General features: G+C 36.4%; 14 protein-coding genes and 1 tRNA gene. 9 read left to right on the forward strand and 6 right to left on the reverse strand.

Translation table 11 applies throughout. The annotated features are described in order from the left end of the window. Positions 1-20: 20 nt before the first annotated feature. The 4 genes from ACFIME_RS01340 to gltX (ACFIME_RS01355) all read right to left on the reverse strand — a co-directional run bounded on the left by ACFIME_RS01340 (position 21) and on the right by gltX (ACFIME_RS01355) (position 5,683). A complete protein-coding gene (locus ACFIME_RS01340) occupies positions 21-773 on the reverse strand; it encodes a transporter substrate-binding domain-containing protein (RefSeq protein WP_375612134.1) in 753 nt (250 codons plus the stop codon). 464 nt (positions 774-1,237) lie between these two features. Further along, complete coding sequence (locus ACFIME_RS01345; protein ID WP_375618360.1) at positions 1,238-1,990, reverse strand: transporter substrate-binding domain-containing protein; 753 nt, start codon at positions 1,988-1,990, stop codon at positions 1,238-1,240. A gap of 705 nt (positions 1,991-2,695) precedes the next feature. Continuing rightward, positions 2,696-3,991, reverse strand: coding sequence for a citrate synthase (gene gltA, locus ACFIME_RS01350; protein ID WP_375684368.1), 1,296 nt, complete (start codon positions 3,989-3,991; stop codon positions 2,696-2,698). A 261-nt stretch (positions 3,992-4,252) separates the two neighbouring features. Next, positions 4,253-5,683 (reverse strand): glutamate--tRNA ligase, encoded by a 1,431-nt coding sequence (gene gltX, locus ACFIME_RS01355; protein ID WP_375662580.1) that lies wholly within the window; start codon positions 5,681-5,683, stop codon positions 4,253-4,255. A gap of 111 nt (positions 5,684-5,794) precedes the next feature. Here gltX (ACFIME_RS01355) and ACFIME_RS01360 point away from each other — a divergent pair, with 111 nt between their 5' ends. The 7 genes from ACFIME_RS01360 to gltX (ACFIME_RS01390) all read left to right on the forward strand — a co-directional run bounded on the left by ACFIME_RS01360 (position 5,795) and on the right by gltX (ACFIME_RS01390) (position 16,049). Continuing rightward, on the forward strand, positions 5,795-8,053 hold the full coding sequence (locus ACFIME_RS01360) for a ComEC/Rec2 family competence protein (RefSeq protein ID WP_375684369.1): 2,259 nt from the start codon (positions 5,795-5,797) through the stop codon (positions 8,051-8,053). 410 nt (positions 8,054-8,463) lie between these two features. Continuing rightward, complete coding sequence (gene rpiA / locus ACFIME_RS01365; protein WP_375684370.1) at positions 8,464-9,168, forward strand: ribose-5-phosphate isomerase RpiA; 705 nt, start codon at positions 8,464-8,466, stop codon at positions 9,166-9,168. A gap of 106 nt (positions 9,169-9,274) precedes the next feature. After that, positions 9,275-9,844, forward strand: coding sequence for a DUF2059 domain-containing protein (locus tag ACFIME_RS01370; RefSeq protein WP_375632798.1), 570 nt, complete (start codon positions 9,275-9,277; stop codon positions 9,842-9,844). A gap of 183 nt (positions 9,845-10,027) precedes the next feature. Next, a complete protein-coding gene (gene gor / locus ACFIME_RS01375; protein WP_375662582.1) occupies positions 10,028-11,419 on the forward strand; it encodes a glutathione-disulfide reductase in 1,392 nt (463 codons plus the stop codon). A gap of 68 nt (positions 11,420-11,487) precedes the next feature. Next, positions 11,488-12,867: a class II 3-deoxy-7-phosphoheptulonate synthase gene (locus ACFIME_RS01380; RefSeq protein WP_375684371.1), complete on the forward strand. Its 1,380-nt coding sequence runs from the start codon at positions 11,488-11,490 to the stop codon at positions 12,865-12,867. A 136-nt stretch (positions 12,868-13,003) separates the two neighbouring features. After that, positions 13,004-14,665, forward strand: a complete 1,662-nt coding sequence (locus tag ACFIME_RS01385) for an NAD+ synthase (protein WP_375662583.1) — start codon at positions 13,004-13,006, stop codon at positions 14,663-14,665. Positions 14,666-14,675: 10 nt separating this feature from the next. After that, a complete protein-coding gene (gltX, locus tag ACFIME_RS01390; protein WP_375662584.1) occupies positions 14,676-16,049 on the forward strand; it encodes a glutamate--tRNA ligase in 1,374 nt (457 codons plus the stop codon). 59 nt (positions 16,050-16,108) lie between these two features. On the opposite strand, the gene ACFIME_RS01395 is transcribed toward gltX (ACFIME_RS01390), so the two are convergent. Continuing rightward, positions 16,109-17,512, reverse strand: a complete 1,404-nt coding sequence (locus ACFIME_RS01395) for a DEAD/DEAH box helicase (protein ID WP_375684372.1) — start codon at positions 17,510-17,512, stop codon at positions 16,109-16,111. A 145-nt stretch (positions 17,513-17,657) separates the two neighbouring features. Further along, positions 17,658-18,431, reverse strand: a complete 774-nt coding sequence (locus ACFIME_RS01400; RefSeq protein ID WP_375662586.1) for an NAD kinase — start codon at positions 18,429-18,431, stop codon at positions 17,658-17,660. A gap of 263 nt (positions 18,432-18,694) precedes the next feature. Between ACFIME_RS01400 and ACFIME_RS01405 the strand changes: the two genes are divergently transcribed. Further along, positions 18,695-18,771, forward strand: a tRNA-Arg gene (locus tag ACFIME_RS01405). A 1,175-nt stretch (positions 18,772-19,946) separates the two neighbouring features. Further along, on the forward strand, positions 19,947-20,321 hold the full coding sequence (locus tag ACFIME_RS01410; protein ID WP_375662587.1) for a hypothetical protein: 375 nt from the start codon (positions 19,947-19,949) through the stop codon (positions 20,319-20,321). Positions 20,322-21,081: the final 760 nt, after the last annotated feature.

The raw sequence follows: 21,081 nt of genomic DNA on the forward strand, positions 1-21,081 counted from the left end.
TTTAAATATCATATTGATATTTAATAAACATCACTTGTAAAATATTTTCTCATAATTTTTTCATAAGTTCCATCCAAACGGATTTCTTTTATTGCTTCATTGAACTTATTTTTAAGATCATTATTATTTTGACGGACTGCAATTGCAACAGGAAATCTTGTTTCTTCTAGAGTTCCCAAGAGGAGACAACAATCTTTTCCTTCATTTTTAAGCCAATTTAATGCTTGTAATTTATCAACAATAATCACATCAAGTCGATGATTTAAAAGATCACGATTCACTTCTATTGTGGAAGGATAGAGTTTTATTTTCACCTCTTCAGAGGCAAAATGATCTTCTGCATAGAAAGCTTGTGTTGTATTTGATTGCACACCAAGATTTTTACCTCTAAAGTCTTTTGTCGAGATTTCTTTAATTCCCGAAGCTTTGGTAACAATAACAGCCAGTGCTGTATCGTAGTAAGGATCTGTGAAGTCAATTTTTTGTAAACGCTCTTGTGTGAGAGAGAGGGAAGCAATGATAGCATCATATTTTTTTGCAATAAGTCCAGGGATCATTCCCTCGAAGTCTTGTGTAACAATAGTACACTCAACATTCATTTTTTTACAAAGTGCATAAGATATATCAATATCAAGTCCCTGCAATTTATTATTTGAGTCAATATAACTGAAGGGAGGATAGGTGCCTTCACTCGCAATTTTTAATGTTTTCGCATCAGCCAATTGGGTGAATAGTGCGGCGCTTATTATAAGAGCTCCTGCTAATAGTTTCATGATGTTCTCCTATTGGATAAGCGGGCAATATGAAATCATTATGTTTTTATAATCTGTAAGCTTTTTGGGAGCAATTCAAAAATTTATTGATGTTTATTTTAGATCATTATGTTGGGCATTATTGATAAAAAAAGAATAAATATCTTATTGCTTGTATGATAGCTTAATTTTCACGAAATTTTTGATTTGAATCATTTCATGGGTAAAAACTGAGGATTTTTCTTGAAAATAAGGCTATTAAATTTGAACATAAAAAAATTAGATTTTAATACGATAAAAATACAACCTTATTGTTGTCATTAGATTCTACAAAATGTTTAGCTCTCAAGGAGCAATTAAAGTTATTTTGATAAATGTAAATTTTCTTATAAAAATGCCGAATTTCTAATTATACCTGCATGTCCAATAAAGATTTAAAAAATACTCCTTAAATATACAGATTGAGTTTTAATTCATAGTACTATCTAATTGATATCGAAAGTAAAATATTTTCTCATAATTTTCTCATAGGTTCCATCGGCGCGGATTTCTTCTATTGCTTTATTAAAACTGTTTTTAAGATCATTATTATTTTGACGGAGTGCAATTGCAATAGGAAAATTTGTTTCTTTTAGAGTTCCCAAGAGGAGACAGCAGTCTTTTCCTTCATTTTCAAGCCAATTTAATGCTTTTAATTTATCAAAGATGATGATATCAAGCCGATGGCTTAAAAGATCACGATTAACTTCTGTTGCTGTAGGATAAAGTTTGATATTAACTCCTTCAGAGGCATAATGATCTTCCGCATATGCAGCTTGTGTTGTATTTGATTGTACACCAAGGTTTTTACCTCTAAAGGCTTGTGTTGAGATTTCTTTAATTTCCGAATTTTTGGTAACGATAACAGCGAGTGCTGTGTTGTAGTAAGGATCTGTAAAATCAATTTTTTGTAAGCGCTCTTTTGTAGGAGAAAGGGAAGAAACGATAGCATCATATTTTTTGGCAAGAAGACCGGGAATCATCCCCTCAAAGTCTTGTGTGACAATAGTACATTCAACATTCATTTTTTTACAAAGCGCATAAGATATATCAATATCAAACCCTTGCAGTTTGTTATTTGAGTCGATATAACTAAATGGCGGATAAGAAGCATCGCTTGCAATTTTCAGCGTTTGAGAATTGGCCGATAGGGTAAACAGTGTCGCGCTTATTATAAGCGCTCCTGCTAATAATTTCATTATGTTCTCCTATTAGATAAGCTGGCAAATATGAAACCATCATGAATTTTTATAATCTGTAAGCTCTTTTGGAGCAATGTAAAAAATTTATCTGTGTTCATTTTGCTATCATTATGCTGAATATCATTATAAAAAAAGTAATTTCTTTTTATCAAGTATGGGAATAAAAAACACAGGAAAGAAGGTCATCTCTTATTGATTATAGGGTGATTTTTAATAATTTTATTTAAAAATCAATAATTTATCTTTAAAAGAAAAACTATTAACTTAAATACAAAGAAAATTTCAGCTTTTAACAGAACAAAATGTAAAGTGTTTTTATTCTAACTAGAGAAGCACTTAATGTAAGCTTTTTGCAATTTTATCTGAAGAAGATAGAAAGAAAAATTCTGACATTGCTAGATTTTAATATGTAATAAGGCTTTTAAACATGGGGGAATAATAGGGAATACATTTCCATTAAAGATAATGAGGATTATAAGGTAAAATTTTCAATTTCTTTTTGCTAAATGTTTGGCTAATTTGCAGAAGAGTATTCTCAATTTCTTTACAGAGCTAAAACTTAGAATTTTTTAGTAAATTTTTATGATGATGTTATCTCTGTAGAAAGAGTTTTAAAATCACGTTTTATAAAAATTCTTAAAGGATGTTTTTTGATTACTCTCAATAAAGCTTCAGTAAATTGAAGCTTTATTGATTTCTTTTTTAATTTGCACGTTCATCTATAGGAACATAGTCACGCATAGCATAGCCTGTGTAGAGTTGTCGAGGACGACCAATTTTTTGTGCAGGGTCTTCAATCATTTCTTTCCATTGTGCCACCCACCCGACACTGCGCGCCAATGCAAAAAGGACAGTAAACATTTCAGTTGGAAAACCTAGAGCTTTTAATGTAATGCCGGAATAGAAATCAACATTGGGATAAAGCTTTTTCTCAATAAAATATTCATCACTTAAGGCAATTTTTTCAAGCTCTATTGCAATATCAAGAAGAGGGTCATCTTGAATGTTGAGTTCTTTTAAAACTTCATGACAGGTTTTTTGCATGATTTTTGCACGTGGATCATAATTTTTATAGACACGGTGCCCAAAGCCCATAAGGCGGAAAGGATCATTTTTATCTTTTGCACGTGCAATAAATTCAGGAATTCTTTTAATAGAACCTATTTCTTGTAGCATTTTTAGGCATGCTTCATTGGCACCACCATGTGCTGGTCCCCAAAGGCATGCAACACCTGCTGCAATACAGGCAAACGGATTAGCACCTGAGGATCCAGCAAGACGTACGGTAGATGTAGAAGCATTTTGTTCATGATCTGCATGAAGGGTAAAGATTTGATCCATCGCCCGAGCAAGCACAGGGTTTGTTTTATATTCTTCACAAGGAACAGCAAAGCACATATGGAGGAAATTTGCAGCATAACTAAGATCATTACGTGGATAAACAAATGCTTGTCCAATACTGTATTTATAGGCCATAGCAGCAAGCGTTGGAACTTTTGAGATAAGACGAACAGAAGCAATCATTCTCTGGTGAGGATCTGTAATATCAATAGAGTCGTGATAGAACGCAGACATAGCGCCAAGGCAGGCAACCATGACGGCCATAGGATGAGAATCACGACGGAAGCCATGGAAGAAGCGTGCAAATTGTTCGTGGACCATGGTATGCTGCATAATACATCGATCAAATTGATTTTTTTCTTGCTGTGTTGGGAGTTCACCATAAAGTAAAAGATAACAACTTTCGAGAAAGTCTCCTTTTTCAGCCAATTGATCAATAGGATAACCACGATAAAGCAATATGCCTTTATCACCATCGATATAAGTAATTTTTGATTCACAAGAAGCTGTTGAAGTAAAACCAGGATCATAAGTAAAAATATCGGTTTTTTTATAGAGAGAAGCAATTTCAATGACTTCAGGTCCACTCGTGCCTTTACGCAAGGGAAGCTCTACTTTTTTATCATTCACAATAATATATGCGTTATTCTCAGACATTCGGTATTCCTTTCAGATCCTTCACTTCTAAAAATTAAGACTCTGCTTCATCAGAGTAGGGGATGTATAACTGAAGCTTTTCTTACTTATTTAAGGGTAGATTGCCTCTAAAAGTGAGTACATGCAATCTAAAAATATTTCCTTGTTGATCATTATTACTCAATAAGAAATGTATTTCAATGATATAACATAAAAAACTCTTTTAGGGCACGTTGAGATATCTGTATAGATCCTTATTTGAGGAAATATACTCAGTGTCCATCATGGGCATATTGTTGTGATAAGTTGGTCCTTGATGCGATGAAGGGATTCATCGCGTCCTAATAAAATAAGAACATCCAAAACACCTGGTGATGTTGCACATCCTGTAAGAGCTGCGCGAAGTGGTTGGGCGATAGATCCAAATTTGAGATTCTGTGTTTGTACACAAGAGCGAAGTGTTTCATCTAGAGTTTTTGTATCCCAAGAGGGGCAAGCTTTCAGAGCAAGATAAAGATCGTTTAAAATGGTTCGTCCATTTTTATCTAAGAGTATTTGAGCTTTTTCATCAAGTTGTAAAGGTCGTTGCGTAAAAATGAAGGAGGCATTGTCAATCAGTTCGCACAGTGTTTTTGAACGTTCTTTCAAATGCGGGATTGCTTTTAAAAATTGAACACGGCGTTTTTCATCAAGTCTTTCAATAATTTGTGCTCCCCTATCGGTTTCTGGTAGAATATTAAGAGCGGCATCAAAAAGTTCTTGATCATTACTCATACGCATATAGTGTCCGTTGATGGAATCGAGTTTTTTGAGATCAAAACGAGCAGCACCTTTGTTAATATCCTCAATATCAAACCAAGAAATCATATCTTTAAGTGACATCAGTTCGTCATCACCATGACTCCAACCTAAACGGACAAGGTAATTGCGCAAAGCAGCAGGAAGATATCCCATTGTTCGGTAGGCATCAACACCGAGCGCACCATGTCGCTTTGATAATTTTGCACCGTTTTCACCATGGATAAGAGGAATATGGGCCATAACAGGAATGTCCCATCCCATTGCTTTAAAGATAATCGTTTGTCGGGCTGCGTTGGTAAGATGATCGTCACCACGTATAATATGTGTGATGCCCATATCATGATCATCAACGACAACAGCATGCATATAGGTAGGCGAACCATCAGAACGTAAAATAATAAAGTCATCGAGATCTTTATTAGGAAAACGGACATCACCTTGAACACGGTCATGTATGATCGTTTCTCCATCTTGAGGGGCTTTGATGCGAATAACAGGCTTAACACCTTTAGGAGCTTCAGAACTATCACGGTCCCGCCAACGTCCATCATAACGGGGTGGGCGCCTTTCTGTACGGGCTTTTTCACGCATTTCAGCTAACTCCTCAGGTGAAGCATAACAATAATATGCTTTGCCATTCTTGACCAACTGTTCAGCGATTTGGCGGTGACGTTCTGCACGTTCGAATTGCGAAATAGGGGCGCCATCATAACTAAGACCCATCCAGTGCAAGCCATCTATAATGGCTTTTACAGCTGCTTCTGTTGAACGCTCTCGGTCTGTATCTTCAATTCGTAAAAGCATTTTTCCACCGGTATGTTTTGCATAAAGCCAATTAAAAAGAGCAGTACGAGCACCACCAATGTGAAGGAAGCCAGTGGGTGAAGGGGCAAAACGAGTAATAACAGACACGAATATTTTCCTTTAAACTAAGATATTACTTATGGAATTTTATAGAAAAGTCATGTTAGCATAAGTGATGGGGCGTGCAATAGCCGTATTGCGAGTTAAAGTGGGGGACTGATGTTTTATAAAAGTAAAGAGGGTTTATCCGAAAAATCTGTTACAGAAAGAAAAAAGCCATGTCAGATAGGGCAGAGTGTTTTTTCTAGGTATGATGATGCAAAGAACGGTAGCTATAATCAACAAAAACTTTTTTTATTGACACTCTTAAAAGAAGTAATCATTTTTTTTCGCAAATGGTTAGAAGATTGTATTAATAAAGAAGTTTCTTTTGGTATCCTTTTTTCGCTGATTTTAGTCTTTTTTGCCCTAGGAATCATTTTCTATTTTCATTTAGAGTGGGAACCAAGTTGGGGACAATTGGGGGCGTTGGTCAGTATTTTTCTGGGAATATTCTATGTTGCACGTTTTTATCGAAAAATATGGATTCCCGTGGGGTTTCTGTTTTGTATTATATTGGGTGTTTTAGCGGCAAAAATAGAAACGTGGCGTATTGCAACACCCATGCTAAGCAGTGACATTGTCACTACATTGACGGGAAGAATTGTTTCTATTGAGTCAGGTGCCAAAGGAGGATTTCGTTTAGTTTTGGATATTTTGAATACAGAAAATCCCGTATTACGCCATAGTCTTCATCGTGTTCGTTTATCGGCAAGATATTTGCCATCTGGCTTAGCGATTGGTGATGGATTGCATGGAAAAGTTAAGATTCGTGCATTCTCTGGGCCGGTGCGTCCAGGAGGCTACGATTTTAGTTTTCATAATTATTTTAAAAGAATTGGAGCACAAGGCGTTTATTTAGGAAAACCAAGAAAAATATCCGTTTCGCAGCCTGATGGAATATTCGCTATCATTCTACAGAAAATTGAAAATTTACGCACGAAGATGACACAAAGAATCCGTATAGCCCTTGAAGGAGAAAAGGGGAGTGTTGCAGCTGCCCTCATAACAGGGCAGCGTGCTGGTATTTCAAATGAGACAAATGAAGCATTACGTACAGCTGGATTAGCTCATATTTTATCAATATCAGGTTTACATATGGCGTTGTTAAGCTGCATAGTTCTTTTGAGTATCCGTAGTTTTTTAGCATTTTTTCCAGTTTTTTCTTCCTATTATTCCAGTAAAAAATTTGCTGCTATCGTTGCTTTTATGATAACAGCTTTTTATTTGTTATTGTCGGGCTTAGCAATATCAGCGCAAAGAAGTTTTGTGATGATTGCTGTTATGTTGGTTGCTATATTGTGTAATCGCTCTGCTATAACAATGCGTAATTTTTCCATTGCAGGGTTGATAACTCTAGCGATGACACCCCATGAAATATTAGGTCCTAGCTTTCAAATGTCCTTTTCTGCGACTGCTGCTTTGATCGCTTTTTTTGATTGGTGGAGTGGAAGGTCATTTTTTCGTAAAAGAAAAACAACTCCCTTTTATGTTGGAGGAGGAGTGATAAATTTTGTTTTCTTATCGATGCTTTCAACATGTGCTTCTTCCTTTGTTGCAGGGAGTGCAAGTGGAATTTATGCTGCTTATCATTTTTCTAATATGGCATCGTTGAGCATTATCAGTAATGCTTTTGCTTTGCCTGTCATCTCAATTTTTGTCATTCCCTTTGGATTAATCGCAGTTCTTGCAATGTTAGGAGGATTCGAATGGCTTCCTCTTCAAATTATGGGTTTTGGAGTTGATCTTGTAATAAAGATTGCACATGCTATCAAGGCTATTTCTCCTGATTTGAATCCTGGTTTTATGCCGTTATCAGCGTTAGTTTTATTGAGTATAGGCTTGGTTGGACTGACTTTTTGCAAAACACCCATCCGGCTCTTTTTTAGTTTGTTTATTTTGGCAGGTATTTCTATTTGTGTAATGCATTCACCTGTACAACTGATTATAGCAGATAATATGCGTCTCGTGGGCGTTATCCATGATAAAAAGTTATATATTGATCGTTACCATATTTCTAAGTTCACGACATCCATATGGAAAAAGTCATTTCGTGTGAATGAAACGATTAAACCAACAAAATATGGTCCTTCGTTGCACGGACAATTTATTTGTGATTATCATGTATGTACATCTTTATTGGATAATGGATTAAAAGTGATCGTTTTACAGAGAGAAACAGGTCAATGTGTAGAGGCAGATATTCTCATTCAGACATTTGTGATGCATAATCCAACTTGTTACAAGAAGGCAAAAATAATATTTATACCTCAACAATTGTTATCACGAGGAAGCGTTATGATGACCAAAGGTGGAGATATTATTTGGTCTTCGCTAGGGTTTCATAGACCATGGAATATGCACAGACAGCGTTCATAAAAACATATAATCAGTCATATTTTGCTTCACATTTGGATAACGTCATTGAAATGAGATAATAATCTACAGTTTTCTAGAAATAGATGATTTTTTATATCTGATCATTTTAATTTTTTCAAAAAATTGATATGTGCATCTTTGTGCATCCTATTGATAGCACAAAATAAATCAAAAATTCTTATTGAATGAGAAAAATGCTAACAAATATTCTCAAAGAAATAAAAAAGATAATTGTTGATTATTCTATTTTATTCTTATCATATATTTCTATAACGAGTAACATCTCTTCAAGCAAAAGATGATGGTCAATTTAAATAGATTGCGTCAAGAGGTTATCTTTTATTATCATTATTATCGGTGGTAATAGGGGTGATAAATGCTGCTTATACGGATAGAAGGCAAAGTCATTCATGAATGTTCAGCAGTTAAAAAAAATGGCAGCTATTAAAGCGCTTGAGTTTGTTGAAGATGGTATGCGGCTTGGAATCGGATCTGGTTCGACAGTCAATGAATTTATTCGTCTTCTAGGTGAGCGTGTTGCGGATGGTTTGCGGGTGACTGGTGTTGCTACTTCAAAATATTCTGAACAACTCTGTCATAAGTTTGGAGTGCCTGTTAGCACTTTAGAACAAATACCTGAGCTGGATCTTGATATTGACGGAGCAGATGAAATTGGTCCTGAGATGATGCTCATTAAAGGGGGAGGGGGAGCATTGTTGTATGAAAAAATTGTAGCGTCGGCATCTCGTGCAATGCTTGTCATTGCGGATGAAACAAAGGTGGTAAAAAGGCTTGGTGCTTTTGCACTACCAATTGAAGTTAATCCATTTGGTATCCACACAACATGCAGAGCCATCGAAAAAGTTGCTGATGATTTAGGGCTTTCTGGAAAAATTGCATTGCGAATGAATGGAAAAAATCCTTTTGAAACAGATGGTGGCCATTTTATTCTTGATGCATTTTGGGGCTGCATTTTGCAACCAAAACTATTATCGGATGCACTTCTTGCTATTCCTGGTGTTGTTGAGCATGGCCTTTTTTTGGGGTTGGCTTCACGTGCAATTGTCGCTATGGCTGATGGTCAAATAAAAGTTTTAGAACCGTTTGATTTTTAGAAAAGGCATTTACATGATGATATGTTAGCACAGTAAAAAAGGGTCTTAAAGATTTTAGGTAGAATAACGAATTAAAATTATAATTAGCGATCGGGGTAATCATTAAATGAAAATAATATTTTCTTTTCAGCGTTTTGTCGTATATTTGGGTGTAGTTGTCGTTTTTGTTGTGAATATTGGAATGGCTTATGCACAAGGTGTGAGCGATCAACATTTAGATTCAGCTAGAAAAGCTATAAGTGCCATTCACGCAACGGATCAGTTTGATAGTTTTTTACCAAATGCGGTAGAAGATCTTAAAACTGTACTGATGAGGGATGATCCAAACTTGGCAGCGGATATTTCTGATATTGTTGATAAGCAGGCGCTTGCTTTAATTAAAAGGCGCTCTGATCTAGAAAAAGAGATTGCTCATGTATATGCAAAATATTTTACTCAAAAAGAGCTTGATGCAATAACAACATTTTATAATTCTGATACCGGTAAAAAGTTTTTGACAGAAGTTCCCAATATCGCACGTGATTCTTACTCAGCATTTGATATATGGCGTACTGCTTTTATGCAGGATCTTGTAGAAAATGTGAGAAAAGAGATGTCTGAAACACTTAATTTGAATAATTCTACGATGCCTACAAATGTGCCTATAAAATCAGAATCTTCAGGAAATAAAAAATAGCTTGATTGATATCATGACAACCAATGGGCAATTTCTGATTTTTAAAATAGCGGCGGTTTTCCCGCCGTTTTAAATATTTTAATGAGAATAAGTCCTTTTAGAATGCTGCTTTATAAAAAAGACTTTCATTTGATAATAAAAGATCTTAGCCTACTCTTGCAGATGTATAAGAAGGAATAATTCGTGGGCTCTTTTGACTTTGATTTATTTGTTATTGGAAGTGGTTCTGGTGGAGTGCGTGCAGCACGGCTTGCTGGAGGTCTTGGCAAGCGGGTCGCTATAGCAGAGGAATATCGTATAGGGGGCACTTGTGTTATTCGTGGCTGTGTTCCCAAAAAACTTTATGTTTATGCATCACAATATGTAAAAGAATTTAAGAAAAGTGTTGGTTTTGGGTGGAAATATGCGGATCCAATTTTTAGTTGGGAAAAGTTGGTTGCAGCTAAAAATAAAGAAATATCAAGGTTAGAAGGGCTGTATCGTAAGGGATTAGAGAATAACAATGTGCATATTTATGAAAGTCGTGCTACTTTTGTAGATGATCACACATTAGAGCTTTCTGCCACGGGTGAGCGGGTCAGTGCAGAAAAAATTTTGATTGCAACAGGGGCAAAAGTTGCACCAAATACTTCCATAGAAGGCGGTGGATTTTGCCTCACTTCTAATGAGATTTTTGACCTTGATCAACTCCCAAAATCAATAGTCATTGTTGGTGGAGGGTATATTGGTGTTGAATTTGCTAATATTTTTCATGAATTAGGTGTAAAAACAACGCTGCTCCATCGTGGTGATTTAATCCTTCGTGGTTTTGATCATGATTTGCGGCAATTGCTCAGCGATGAAATGACTGAAAAAGGGATTTCTATTCTCTATGGTGTAACAATTTCTAAAGTGCAGGCTGCAGAAAATTGTTATGAAGTTATTTTATCAAATGGGCAAACGATTAGTGCCGATCAGATTATGTTGGCTACGGGGCGTGTACCAAATACAACAGGTTTAAGACTTGAGCGAGCAGGTGTTCAAGTGGATGAATTTGGTGCAGTTGTTGTTGATGAAAGAATGACAACGAATGTACCCCACATTTGGGCTGTTGGTGATGTAACAGGTCATATTCAATTAACACCTGTTGCGATTCATGATGCAATGTGTTTTGTTAAGACAGCATTTGAGAATATTCCAACAACACCTGATTATGATTTAATTACAACAGCAGTTTTTTCACAGCCAGAGATTGGAACGGTTGGTCTTTCAGAAGAGGAGGCGGTAAAGCGTTATAAGCGTCTTGAAATTTATCGTACAGTTTTTCGTCCTATGCGTAATGTTCTTTCTGGTAGTTCAGAGAAAATGCTTATGAAACTCATTGTTGATGGTGAAAGCCGTATTGTTGTGGGCGCTCATATTTTAGGGGAAAACGCTGGTGAGATGGCACAGCTTATTGGGATAGCTCTCAAAGGAAAGCTGACGAAGGATATCTTTGATGAAACGATGGCAGTGCATCCAACGATGGCAGAAGAATTGGTAACGATGTATAAACCAAGTTATATATATGAAAATGGAAAGAAAATAGAAAGTTAAACAGCATATATTGCGGTAAAAAGCTTTTGATATGCCAATCTGTAAGATTAATCTTTAGAGAGAGTGTAATGATAAAAGAATGGGCACCTGACTCTTGGAGAACAAGGCCAATTAAACAAGTTCCGACTTATCCGGATAAGTCTATGTTAGAAGATGTTGAACGAAAACTGAGAAGTTACCCTCCTTTAGTTTTTGCCGGTGAAGCACGTGATTTAAAAAATGAATTAGCAGCTGTTGCAAAAGGACAAGCTTTTTTATTGCAAGGTGGTGATTGTGCCGAAAGCTTTGCAGAACATGAAGCTGATAATATCCGTGATTTTTTTCGTGTATTTTTGCAAATGGCGATTGTTTTGACCTTTGGTAGTTCTAAACCGGTTGTTAAAATTGGTCGTATTGCTGGTCAATTTGCAAAGCCTCGCTCTTCTGATATTGAAAGAAAAGAGGGAGTTGAATTTCCTGCTTATCGTGGGGATATTATTAATGGCATTGAATTTGAAGCAGGTTCTCGTATTCCAGATCCGCAACGGATGTCTATGGCTTATCGCCAATCTGCGGCAACACTTAATCTATTGCGTGCTTTTTCACAAGGTGGCTATGCTAATTTAGAAAATGTTCACACATGGATGTTGAGTTTTGTTTCTAACAGTCCGCAGGGAGAACGTTATGAATTATTGGCAGAGCGTATTTCTGAAGCAATTGATTTTATGCGTTCTATAGGGATTACATCCAAAACACATTCTTCATTGCGTGAAACATCTTTTTATACCAGTCATGAAGCACTGTTGCTTGGTTATGAAGAGGCTTTGACTCGGATTGATTCAATTTCAGGAAATTGGTATGCAACATCTGGTCATATGTTATGGATTGGTGACCGTACGCGTCAGATTGACCATGCTCACGTTGAATATTGTCGCGGCATTAAGAATCCTATAGGATTAAAATGTGGTCCTTCCATTGAGTCTGATGAGCTTTTAAAATTAATTGATATTTTAAATCCTGAAAACGAGCTGGGGCGGCTTACTCTCATTACGCGCTTTGGTTATGATAAAGTTGAAAGTTATCTGCCTAAACTCATCCGTGCCGTTGAACGCGAGAAGCGTGCGGTTATATGGTCATGTGATCCAATGCATGGCAATACAATTACTGCCAATGGTTATAAGACGCGTCCCTTTGATTATGTTTTAAAAGAAGTAGAGAATTTTTTTGCAGTGCATCGTGGAGAGGGAACTTATCCAGGAGGCATTCATATTGAGATGACAGGTCGTGATGTTACTGAATGTACAGGAGGGGCACATGCCATTTCTGTGGACGATTTATCTGATCGTTATCATACGCAATGTGATCCACGGTTAAATGCAGATCAAGCGTTAGAATTGGCTTTTCTTGTTGCTGAACTCCTTAAAAAAAATCGCGTGACTGACTCGTTAGCAATTGCTGCTGGGGGGTAGGCAAAAATTTGCCTAATATTTTTTAGGTCATTATGGCAGAAGAGAATTTTTAAAAATGATATTTCCGATGATGAAGAATAAAGATGATGAAGAATAAAGTTGTGGTTACTAAACTGATGAAATGATACAAAGGCTTATGAAAAATAATTTTCGGGTATCAATTGCTCAATTAAATCCTATTGTCGGTGATATTGAGGGGAATTTTTCTTTAGCTGTCATGGCGCATCAAAAGGCCAAAGAAGAGGGGGCAGATCTTGTTTTATTCACGGAACTTTTTATAAGCGCTTATTCGCCGGAAGATCTTGTTCTAAAACCTGCTTTTACAAAAACATGTGAAGAGACTGTTGAGAAATTAGCAAAGATAACCGTAGGCGGACCAGGAATTGTCATTGGACTTCCATTAAGACGCAATGGCAATATTTACAACGGTGTCATGCTTCTTGATGAAGGGCAAGTCATTGCCGAAAGTTTGAAGTTTGATTTACCTAATTATGCTGAATTTGATGAAAAGCGTTTATTTTCTTCAGGCCCACGACCTGAGCCTCTTATCTATCGTGGGGTAGGACTAGGAATAGTGATTTGTGAAGATATTTGGAATGATTCTTCACTTTGTGCGGAGCTTGGTAATAAAGGAGCGGAAATTATTCTTGTCCTTAACGGATCTCCCTACTATCGTAATAAAACCTTAAAACGTATAGATGTTGTTCATACGCAAGCCCTACGATCTGGGGTGCCAATTATTTATGCTAATCAAGTTGGTGGTCAAGATGAGCTCGTTTTTGATGGCGGGTCTTTTGCCTTGAATGGAGAAGGAAAAAAGATATTTCAAATGAAACACTTTGATAGCCATATTGCTTTAAGCCATTGGCAAAAAACAACGACGGGATGGCACTGTATTTCAGGTCCTAAAGAAAGTCTTCTCAATGGATTAGCGGCCGATTATCAAGCTTGTGTTTTAGGGTTGAAAGATTACGTTAATAAAAACGGCTTTAAGGATGTTATTCTTGGTCTTTCAGGAGGAATTGATTCAGCCCTGTGTACAGCAATGGCGGTGGATGCTCTTGGTGCTGAGAGGGTTCGCACCATTATGATGCCCTATCATTATACTTCGCAAGAATCATTAAAAGATGCCAAAGAATGTGCTGATCTTTTGGGATGTTGTTATGAAATCATACCGATTGCACAACCTGTTGAGGCTTTTTTAAAGACAATGGCACCTGTTTTTTCAGGGTTATCCTCTGACGTCACAGAAGAAAATCTTCAAAGTCGTATACGCGGTACACTTTTAATGGCGCTTTCAAATAAATTCGGCTCAATGGTGGTAACGACAGGCAATAAGTCAGAAATGGCTGTGGGATATGCAACATTGTATGGGGATATGAATGGCGGGTTTAATCCTCTTAAAGATATTTATAAAATGCAGGTTTATGCATTAGCTGAGTGGCGCAATAAAAATCACTTGCACAATTTGAGAGGACCAGAAGGAATTGTCATTCCATCCAATATTATAGAAAAAGCGCCTTCTGCAGAGCTGCGAGAAAATCAAAAAGATGAAGATTCACTTCCACCTTATCCTATTCTAGATGATATTTTGCAATCTCTTGTAGAAAATGACATGAGTATTGGTGATATTGTTCAACGTGGGTATTCACGGGAAATTGTTGAGAAAATTGAACAGCTTCTTTATAGTGCTGAATATAAAAGGCGACAATCTGCACCAGGTGTAAAAATCAGTTACAAGAATTTCGGACGCGATCGTCGCTATCCTATAGTCAATCATTTTCGCGATAAAAATTGAGTATTATGTTATGGTTAAAGTTCGTTTTGCTCCCTCTCCAACAGGTTATATTCATATTGGCAATATCCGTATTGCGCTTTTCAATTGGCTTTATGCGCAAGCGCATAAAGGAGAATTTATTTTGCGCTATGATGATACAGATGTTGAACGTTCTAAACAAGAATATATTGATGCTATTGCTGTTGACCTTGAATGGCTTGGTATTCAACCAGATTCAATTTATTACCAATCTAAGCGATTTAATCGATACGATGAAGTTGCGGAAATTCTCAAACAACGCGGGCTTCTTTATCCCTGTTATGAGACTGCAGAAGAGTTAGAGCGACGTCGTAAAATCCAGCTTTCACGCAAATTGCCTCCTATTTATAACCGTGCAGCATTAAAATTGACAGCAGAAGAGAAAAAAAACTTTGAATCTCAAGGTCGTAAACCCCATTGGCGTTTTCTTCTTCCTAATTTTGAAAGTGATCCTTTACAAACAAAGCGAACAGAAGTTTGCTGGAATGATGCAATAAAGGGAAAGCAGACGATTGATTTGGCTTCTCTTTCAGATCCCGTTCTTATTCGTGAAGATGGAAGCTATCTTTATACATTGCCCTCTATTGTTGATGATGTAGATATGGCTATTACGCATATTATTCGTGGGGATGATCATATTACAAATACAGGCGCTCAAATTGCTATTTTTAAAGCTCTTAATGCAGAATTACCGGTTTTTGCTCATACCAATTTATTGGCGACAGTTTTAGGAAAAGGATTTTCAAAACGTAATAATGATCTTTCTATTCGTTCTCTACGGGAAGAAGGATTTGAATCTATAGCTGTTCAATGCCTTGCCGTTTTGATTGGGACATCGCAAAATGTGCATCCCTATCCTAATCAAGCAGCGCTTTTAGAGCATTTTAATCTCCAAGATACGTCAAGATCCGTTGCAAAATTTGATATTGCTGATCTTCTTGCTTTGAATAGTCATCTTGTCCATGAGTTAACCTATGAGGAAGTAAAAATGCGCCTTAAAAAACTTTCTATTGAGGGAGATAAGGCGGAATATTTCTGGAACGCGATAAGAAGCAATATTAATAAAGTCAATGATGCTGTTTTGTGGTGGAAAATCATTCATGATGAACAGAATTTTGATACAGTGGCACTAGAGGATCGCGCTTTTGTGCGCCAATCACTCGATTTCTTACCTGAAGGTGCTTTGAAGGAGGAAAGTTGGAAAATTTGGACAACAGCATTAAAAGAAAAAACAGGTCGAAAAGGAAAAGCTTTATTTATGCCATTACGTCAGACACTTACAGGCATGGATCATGGACCTGAAATGGGAAAAATTTTGCAGCTTTTAGGGCGTGAAAAGGTAGCAGAAAGACTCTCTAGGAAATAGGAGCGGCTTTTTTTAAAGCATTTCGTTCATTTCACTCTTAAAGAGAGTAAAGAACGGATTTATTTACACGTTTTTATAAGCATGAAAGCAGGAATATCATCACCAAATCCAAGGGGCGTGTAATTCTTATTTTTTCGTGGGCGTTGGTGCTCAGAGGGCTTCTCCTTATTATTTGCATTTTTGATATATTCTGTTTTATTCTCTTCTACAGATTTTTTAGTGTGAGCAACAGGCTCTTTGTGAGCAGTTTTCTTTGATGATTTTGAAGATTTTTTCTTTACAACAATATCTTCTGTTTGATCATCGACTATTAAAGTTGAGAGATCTCCATTGAGCCATTCAATTTTTTCATTACTCATTTCCTCAATGGCATTGATATATTTTTGATCAGCTTTTGTGACAATTGTAAAAGCTTTTCCGCTACGATTTGCACGCCCTGTACGACCAATTCGATGGATATAGTCTTCAGCATGTGTAGGAACATCATAGTTAAAGACATGACTTACAGCTGGAATATCGAGTCCACGGGCAGCAACATCAGAAGCAACAAGAAGTGTAAGTTTATTATTTTTAAAATCAGCTAGGGTGTTCATGCGCGAATATTGGTCCATATCTCCATGAAGGGCCCCTACATTAAAGTTATGTTTGATGAGCGATCTAAAAAGTTCAGAGATATCTCTCTTTCGATTACAGAAAATGATTGCATTTTGAAGCTCTGCACCTTCATTATGAATAAGTTCTCGCAAAACAGCTCTTTTATCCCATGACTTACTTCCAGATTTGACGAGCCGCTGTGTAATTGTGGTTGCGGTTGAGGATGCTTTTGTAACTTCAACAGATACGGGAGAATGTAAAAATTGTTTCGTTAATTTTGTAATTTCTGGCGCCATTGTTGCAGAAAAGAACAAAGTTTGACGCGTAAAAGGAGTTAGCTTACAGATGCGTTCAATATCAGGAATAAAGCCCATATCCAACATGCGATCAGCTTCATCAATAACAAGGATTTCAACGCCCATCAGGAGCAGTTTACCGCGCTCGCAATGATCAAGAAGGCGTCCTGGTGTTGCTATAAGAACATCAGCTCCCCGTTCAAGTTTGCGATCTTGGAGTTCAAAAGAAACTCCACCAATCAAAAGAGCAACATTTAAACGATGATTTATGCCGTATTTATCGAAATTTTCTTCAACTTGAGCTGCAATTTCTCTTGTTGGTTCTAAGATAAGCGTACGGGGCATGCGTGCTCTTGCACGACCTTTTTCAAGGAGAGTGAGCATAGGCAATACGAAAGAGGCGGTTTTACCTGTTCCCGTTTGGGCGATTCCTAAAACGTCTTTTCTTTGAAGGACATACGGAATTGTTTCACTTTGAATAGGTGTCGGAGCTGTATACCCCGCTGATTTCACCGCATTAATAACCTTTGCGGAAAGACCTAAATCATCAAAACTGTTTAAAGATGGTATCATTTTTTTATCAACTGCTCTGTGATTTTAACTGCGCTATCTAATGATGATTATAACCAATATTCTACACTCTTTAAAAGTGTTAAGATGTTTTCACAAAAAAACTAACTATAACAATCATATACATATAAAACGCATAATACAATCATTAATAGCGAAATTGTTCTGATAAAATGCGCTCATCCCATGAATGATTTGAGTCAAAAAGGATTGAAGCTGTTACTTCTGTTGCCATTGAAATAGTAACTGAATGAACAGATTTAACTTCAATATTATCTGCAGCAGCGTTTACAGGGCGTTTGTCAGGTTCAAGCATATCAAAGCGCACTGTTACTGTATCGGGAAGCAAAGCTCCATGCCAACGCCGAGGGCGAAAAGGGCTAACGGGAGTGAGGGCCATAAGGGGAGCCATAAGAGGTAAGATAGGTCCTTGTGCTGATAAATTATAGGCGGTTGATCCAGCTGGTGTAGCGACGAGGACACCATCACAACTTAATTGTTCCATGCGTACGTTGTTATCAATGGTGATGCGAATTTTTGCCGCTTGATAAGATTGCCGAAAGAGGGATACTTCATTAATTGCAAGCGCCTCGATAGAATCTTGACATTCAGATTTTGCAATCATGCGCAGGGGATGGATTTCTTTTTTATGTGCGGCAGCAATACGATTGGGCAATTTTTTTTCATGAAATTCATTCATAAGAAATCCTACAGAACCTTGATTCATACCATAAATAGGTTTGCCTGTGTTCATGACATCTCGTACGGTTTGTAACATTGTCCCATCACCACCGATTGCAACAACAATATCAGTTTCTTCCAGAGAAGAATGACCATAAACGGAAATTAATTTATGGGTAGCTTTGATAGCCTCCTCAGTTTCTGCGGAAATAAAATGAAAGCGATTTGGTAATGTAGCCATTTAAAAATTATCCTGATACTTATAATTTATGTTGTAACTTATTTTTGAGAGTTTTGAAGTTGTAATAAAAGCTCTTTTTATAATAAAAAGAGCATTGAATAAAGAGAAGTTATTTCAAGGTAAAGTATCATTAAAAAGTAAAAGGAATGCGTCGTTAGATAAATTACAAACGAGTAATTTTTTTATTAGAATGATAATTTAGCATTGAAGCTAAGAGTATGATTAGTTAAAAGACCATAACTGATTTTAATAATCAGTGTGAAGCACCCGTAGCTCAGCTGGATAGAGCGCTGCCCTCCGAAGGCAGAGGTCACAGATTCGAATTCTGTCGGGTGCACCAAATTCTTCAACTTCATATCATCCTAAATAACAAGATTACCTAAAAAGAAGCCAATTTCCTCTTTTATGAAAATGGTTATTTGAGTTGTTTATTAAGTTTTGTAGCGAATAAGCAAATGATTTTAAGAGAAGTAAAATTTACGGCTGCGTATATAATTTTTCGGTTAGTCATTTTGAATATCGAGATAAAAAAGCAAGGTTATCTAAATATGCTTTCAATTTAACTATAAACATTTATAACATAAAAAGTACATTTAATTCAATATGTTATTGTACAACTGATCTGGTGATGTTGATAGTAGATCGCTAAATATATTGTTTTGAGCATTAAAATAGATAGCTAAATTTGCTTTTATTCTATTTTTGGAGTTAAAGGCTGTTATGGTGATATGGAACGCGGATGAGGAATATCACCAGTTAAAGGAATAATAAGGGGGAAAAACAACCGTCAAGATTTGAATTGTTTCAAAATGCTGTATTCGATATGGTTTTGATATGGTTATCTGGTGATTTCTCTATACACCAATATTGCCAGTTATGTTGGATGAGGGATTGTTTAGCTTTAATCAACTTTTTATATACCGAACGCTAATTATGGTGGTTATTTAGTTGGGAGTATGTTCTTTACGTTTGGCAGTAATTGGGATTATATCTCTTGCTCCTCGCATACTATCTTGTGCAGCTATAGTAATGAGTGCACTTAATTATTTCCATGGCGTTAACACTTAGTCCTTTTGATCCGTTTTGCTGTTGGTGAATGATGGTTTTGGGTTCTATTATGGTCATGCAGCATAGCCATATGGGCGGATTATTTCTTCGCTTTATGCAGGTGTAGGAGTTGGTATTCTCCTAGGTAATGAATATGTTATTATTAGCTTGAATATGACAACTATATCAAAAAACACCTCCATTATTTCTTCCATTGCAAATGAAACCGCTCCTGTTAAGCAGAAAAAACCATCCAAAATATGAATAGATCAATTAAATGGATTTCGTGACTGGTCATGTATATATATTATCGCATTCGTGCTTTAAAAGATTTTGGTGATGTAAAAAAGGCGGTCTAGATGCTTTTATTGAAAATGAAAGAGCAATCTCTCTCATGATGGCAATTTCTGGGGTGCTGATAATGCCGTGTTGTAAAATCTAGTCGTGTTTATGAAAATACAAGGGGCTATGGCAATACTGCCATTGGTGTCTATGTCTATGGCAATACCCTTATATGTGATAAAACCTATGTGTATTTTGGTGCTCATGTTTATGACAATGCTCATCTTTTTTATAACGGTTGAGTTTATCATTATGCGCGGGTTTATGGGAATGCAAAATTATCCGGTAGTGCACGTATTCATAGCAATGCCGCGGTTTATGATCATGCGGTTGTTAGGCAAGGTTTACCGCAATGCTAGCATGGGGTATCATACTGATGGGTATAGCTCTGTTTATGGCAATGCAAGAATAAAAAGACATAGCGATTTATATTCGGTTCCCATAAATTGTGAGGTTTATGAAAGCAATAACGTTATCAAGATTGATAAACAGAATAAATGACAGACGTGGAGAGTGCTTCTTTGATGGTTATAAACGCATCATAAAAGAAAGCCGTGCCAATTGATATAACGCTGCTTTTAAATAGAGGTACTACAGATCATACAAAAGAAATCAATAATGAATGCATATATACAAAACGTATCATATTGCAAACGCTCTATTCTATTGATTAAAACTGATCAATAGGAACGTAAATGACAGGTATAATATTTAATCACTCATTTGAATTACAGAATCTATAAACACTTTTGTATGGCTATAAAACGTATTAAGAATAACGCTCGCATTTTTGAAGTGGTCATTTGACACAAAGTACATTATCAAAATGTCTCAACGCTTGGTAGGTTCATATCAAGACAATCAAGAGAAAATGCGTATTAAGTGAATATTTGTAACAAAACCCGTTGTTTAAATTTACAAGCATTGGTTTTAAAAGCAGCTTTTCAGAAGACAATAAACAACCGCTTTTTATAAAATCTAAGGCTTTTAAACTGTTATAAAACCTAGGTTTCAAACGTTTTTATAGAGATATCATTTTGTGTCTCTAAACGTTTAAACGTTCATTTAGTGAGGTTCTCATAAGCGTATTTTTACTTTGCATTTAAACTTAACTTCTCTGCAAATAAGCCGGTCCATATTTGGGCTGGCAAAATTAATCAGCCCAAATTTGAGCTCGTTAACTTTAGAGTAGAGCAGTCTTTAATATTGTCGCTTTTAACTCAAAATTGAGTAAAACACCATGCCTTTGTAATATGATTGC

Source organism: Bartonella sp. AP1QHHD, from assembly GCF_042196265.1.
Lineage (GTDB): Bacteria > Pseudomonadota > Alphaproteobacteria > Rhizobiales > Rhizobiaceae > Bartonella.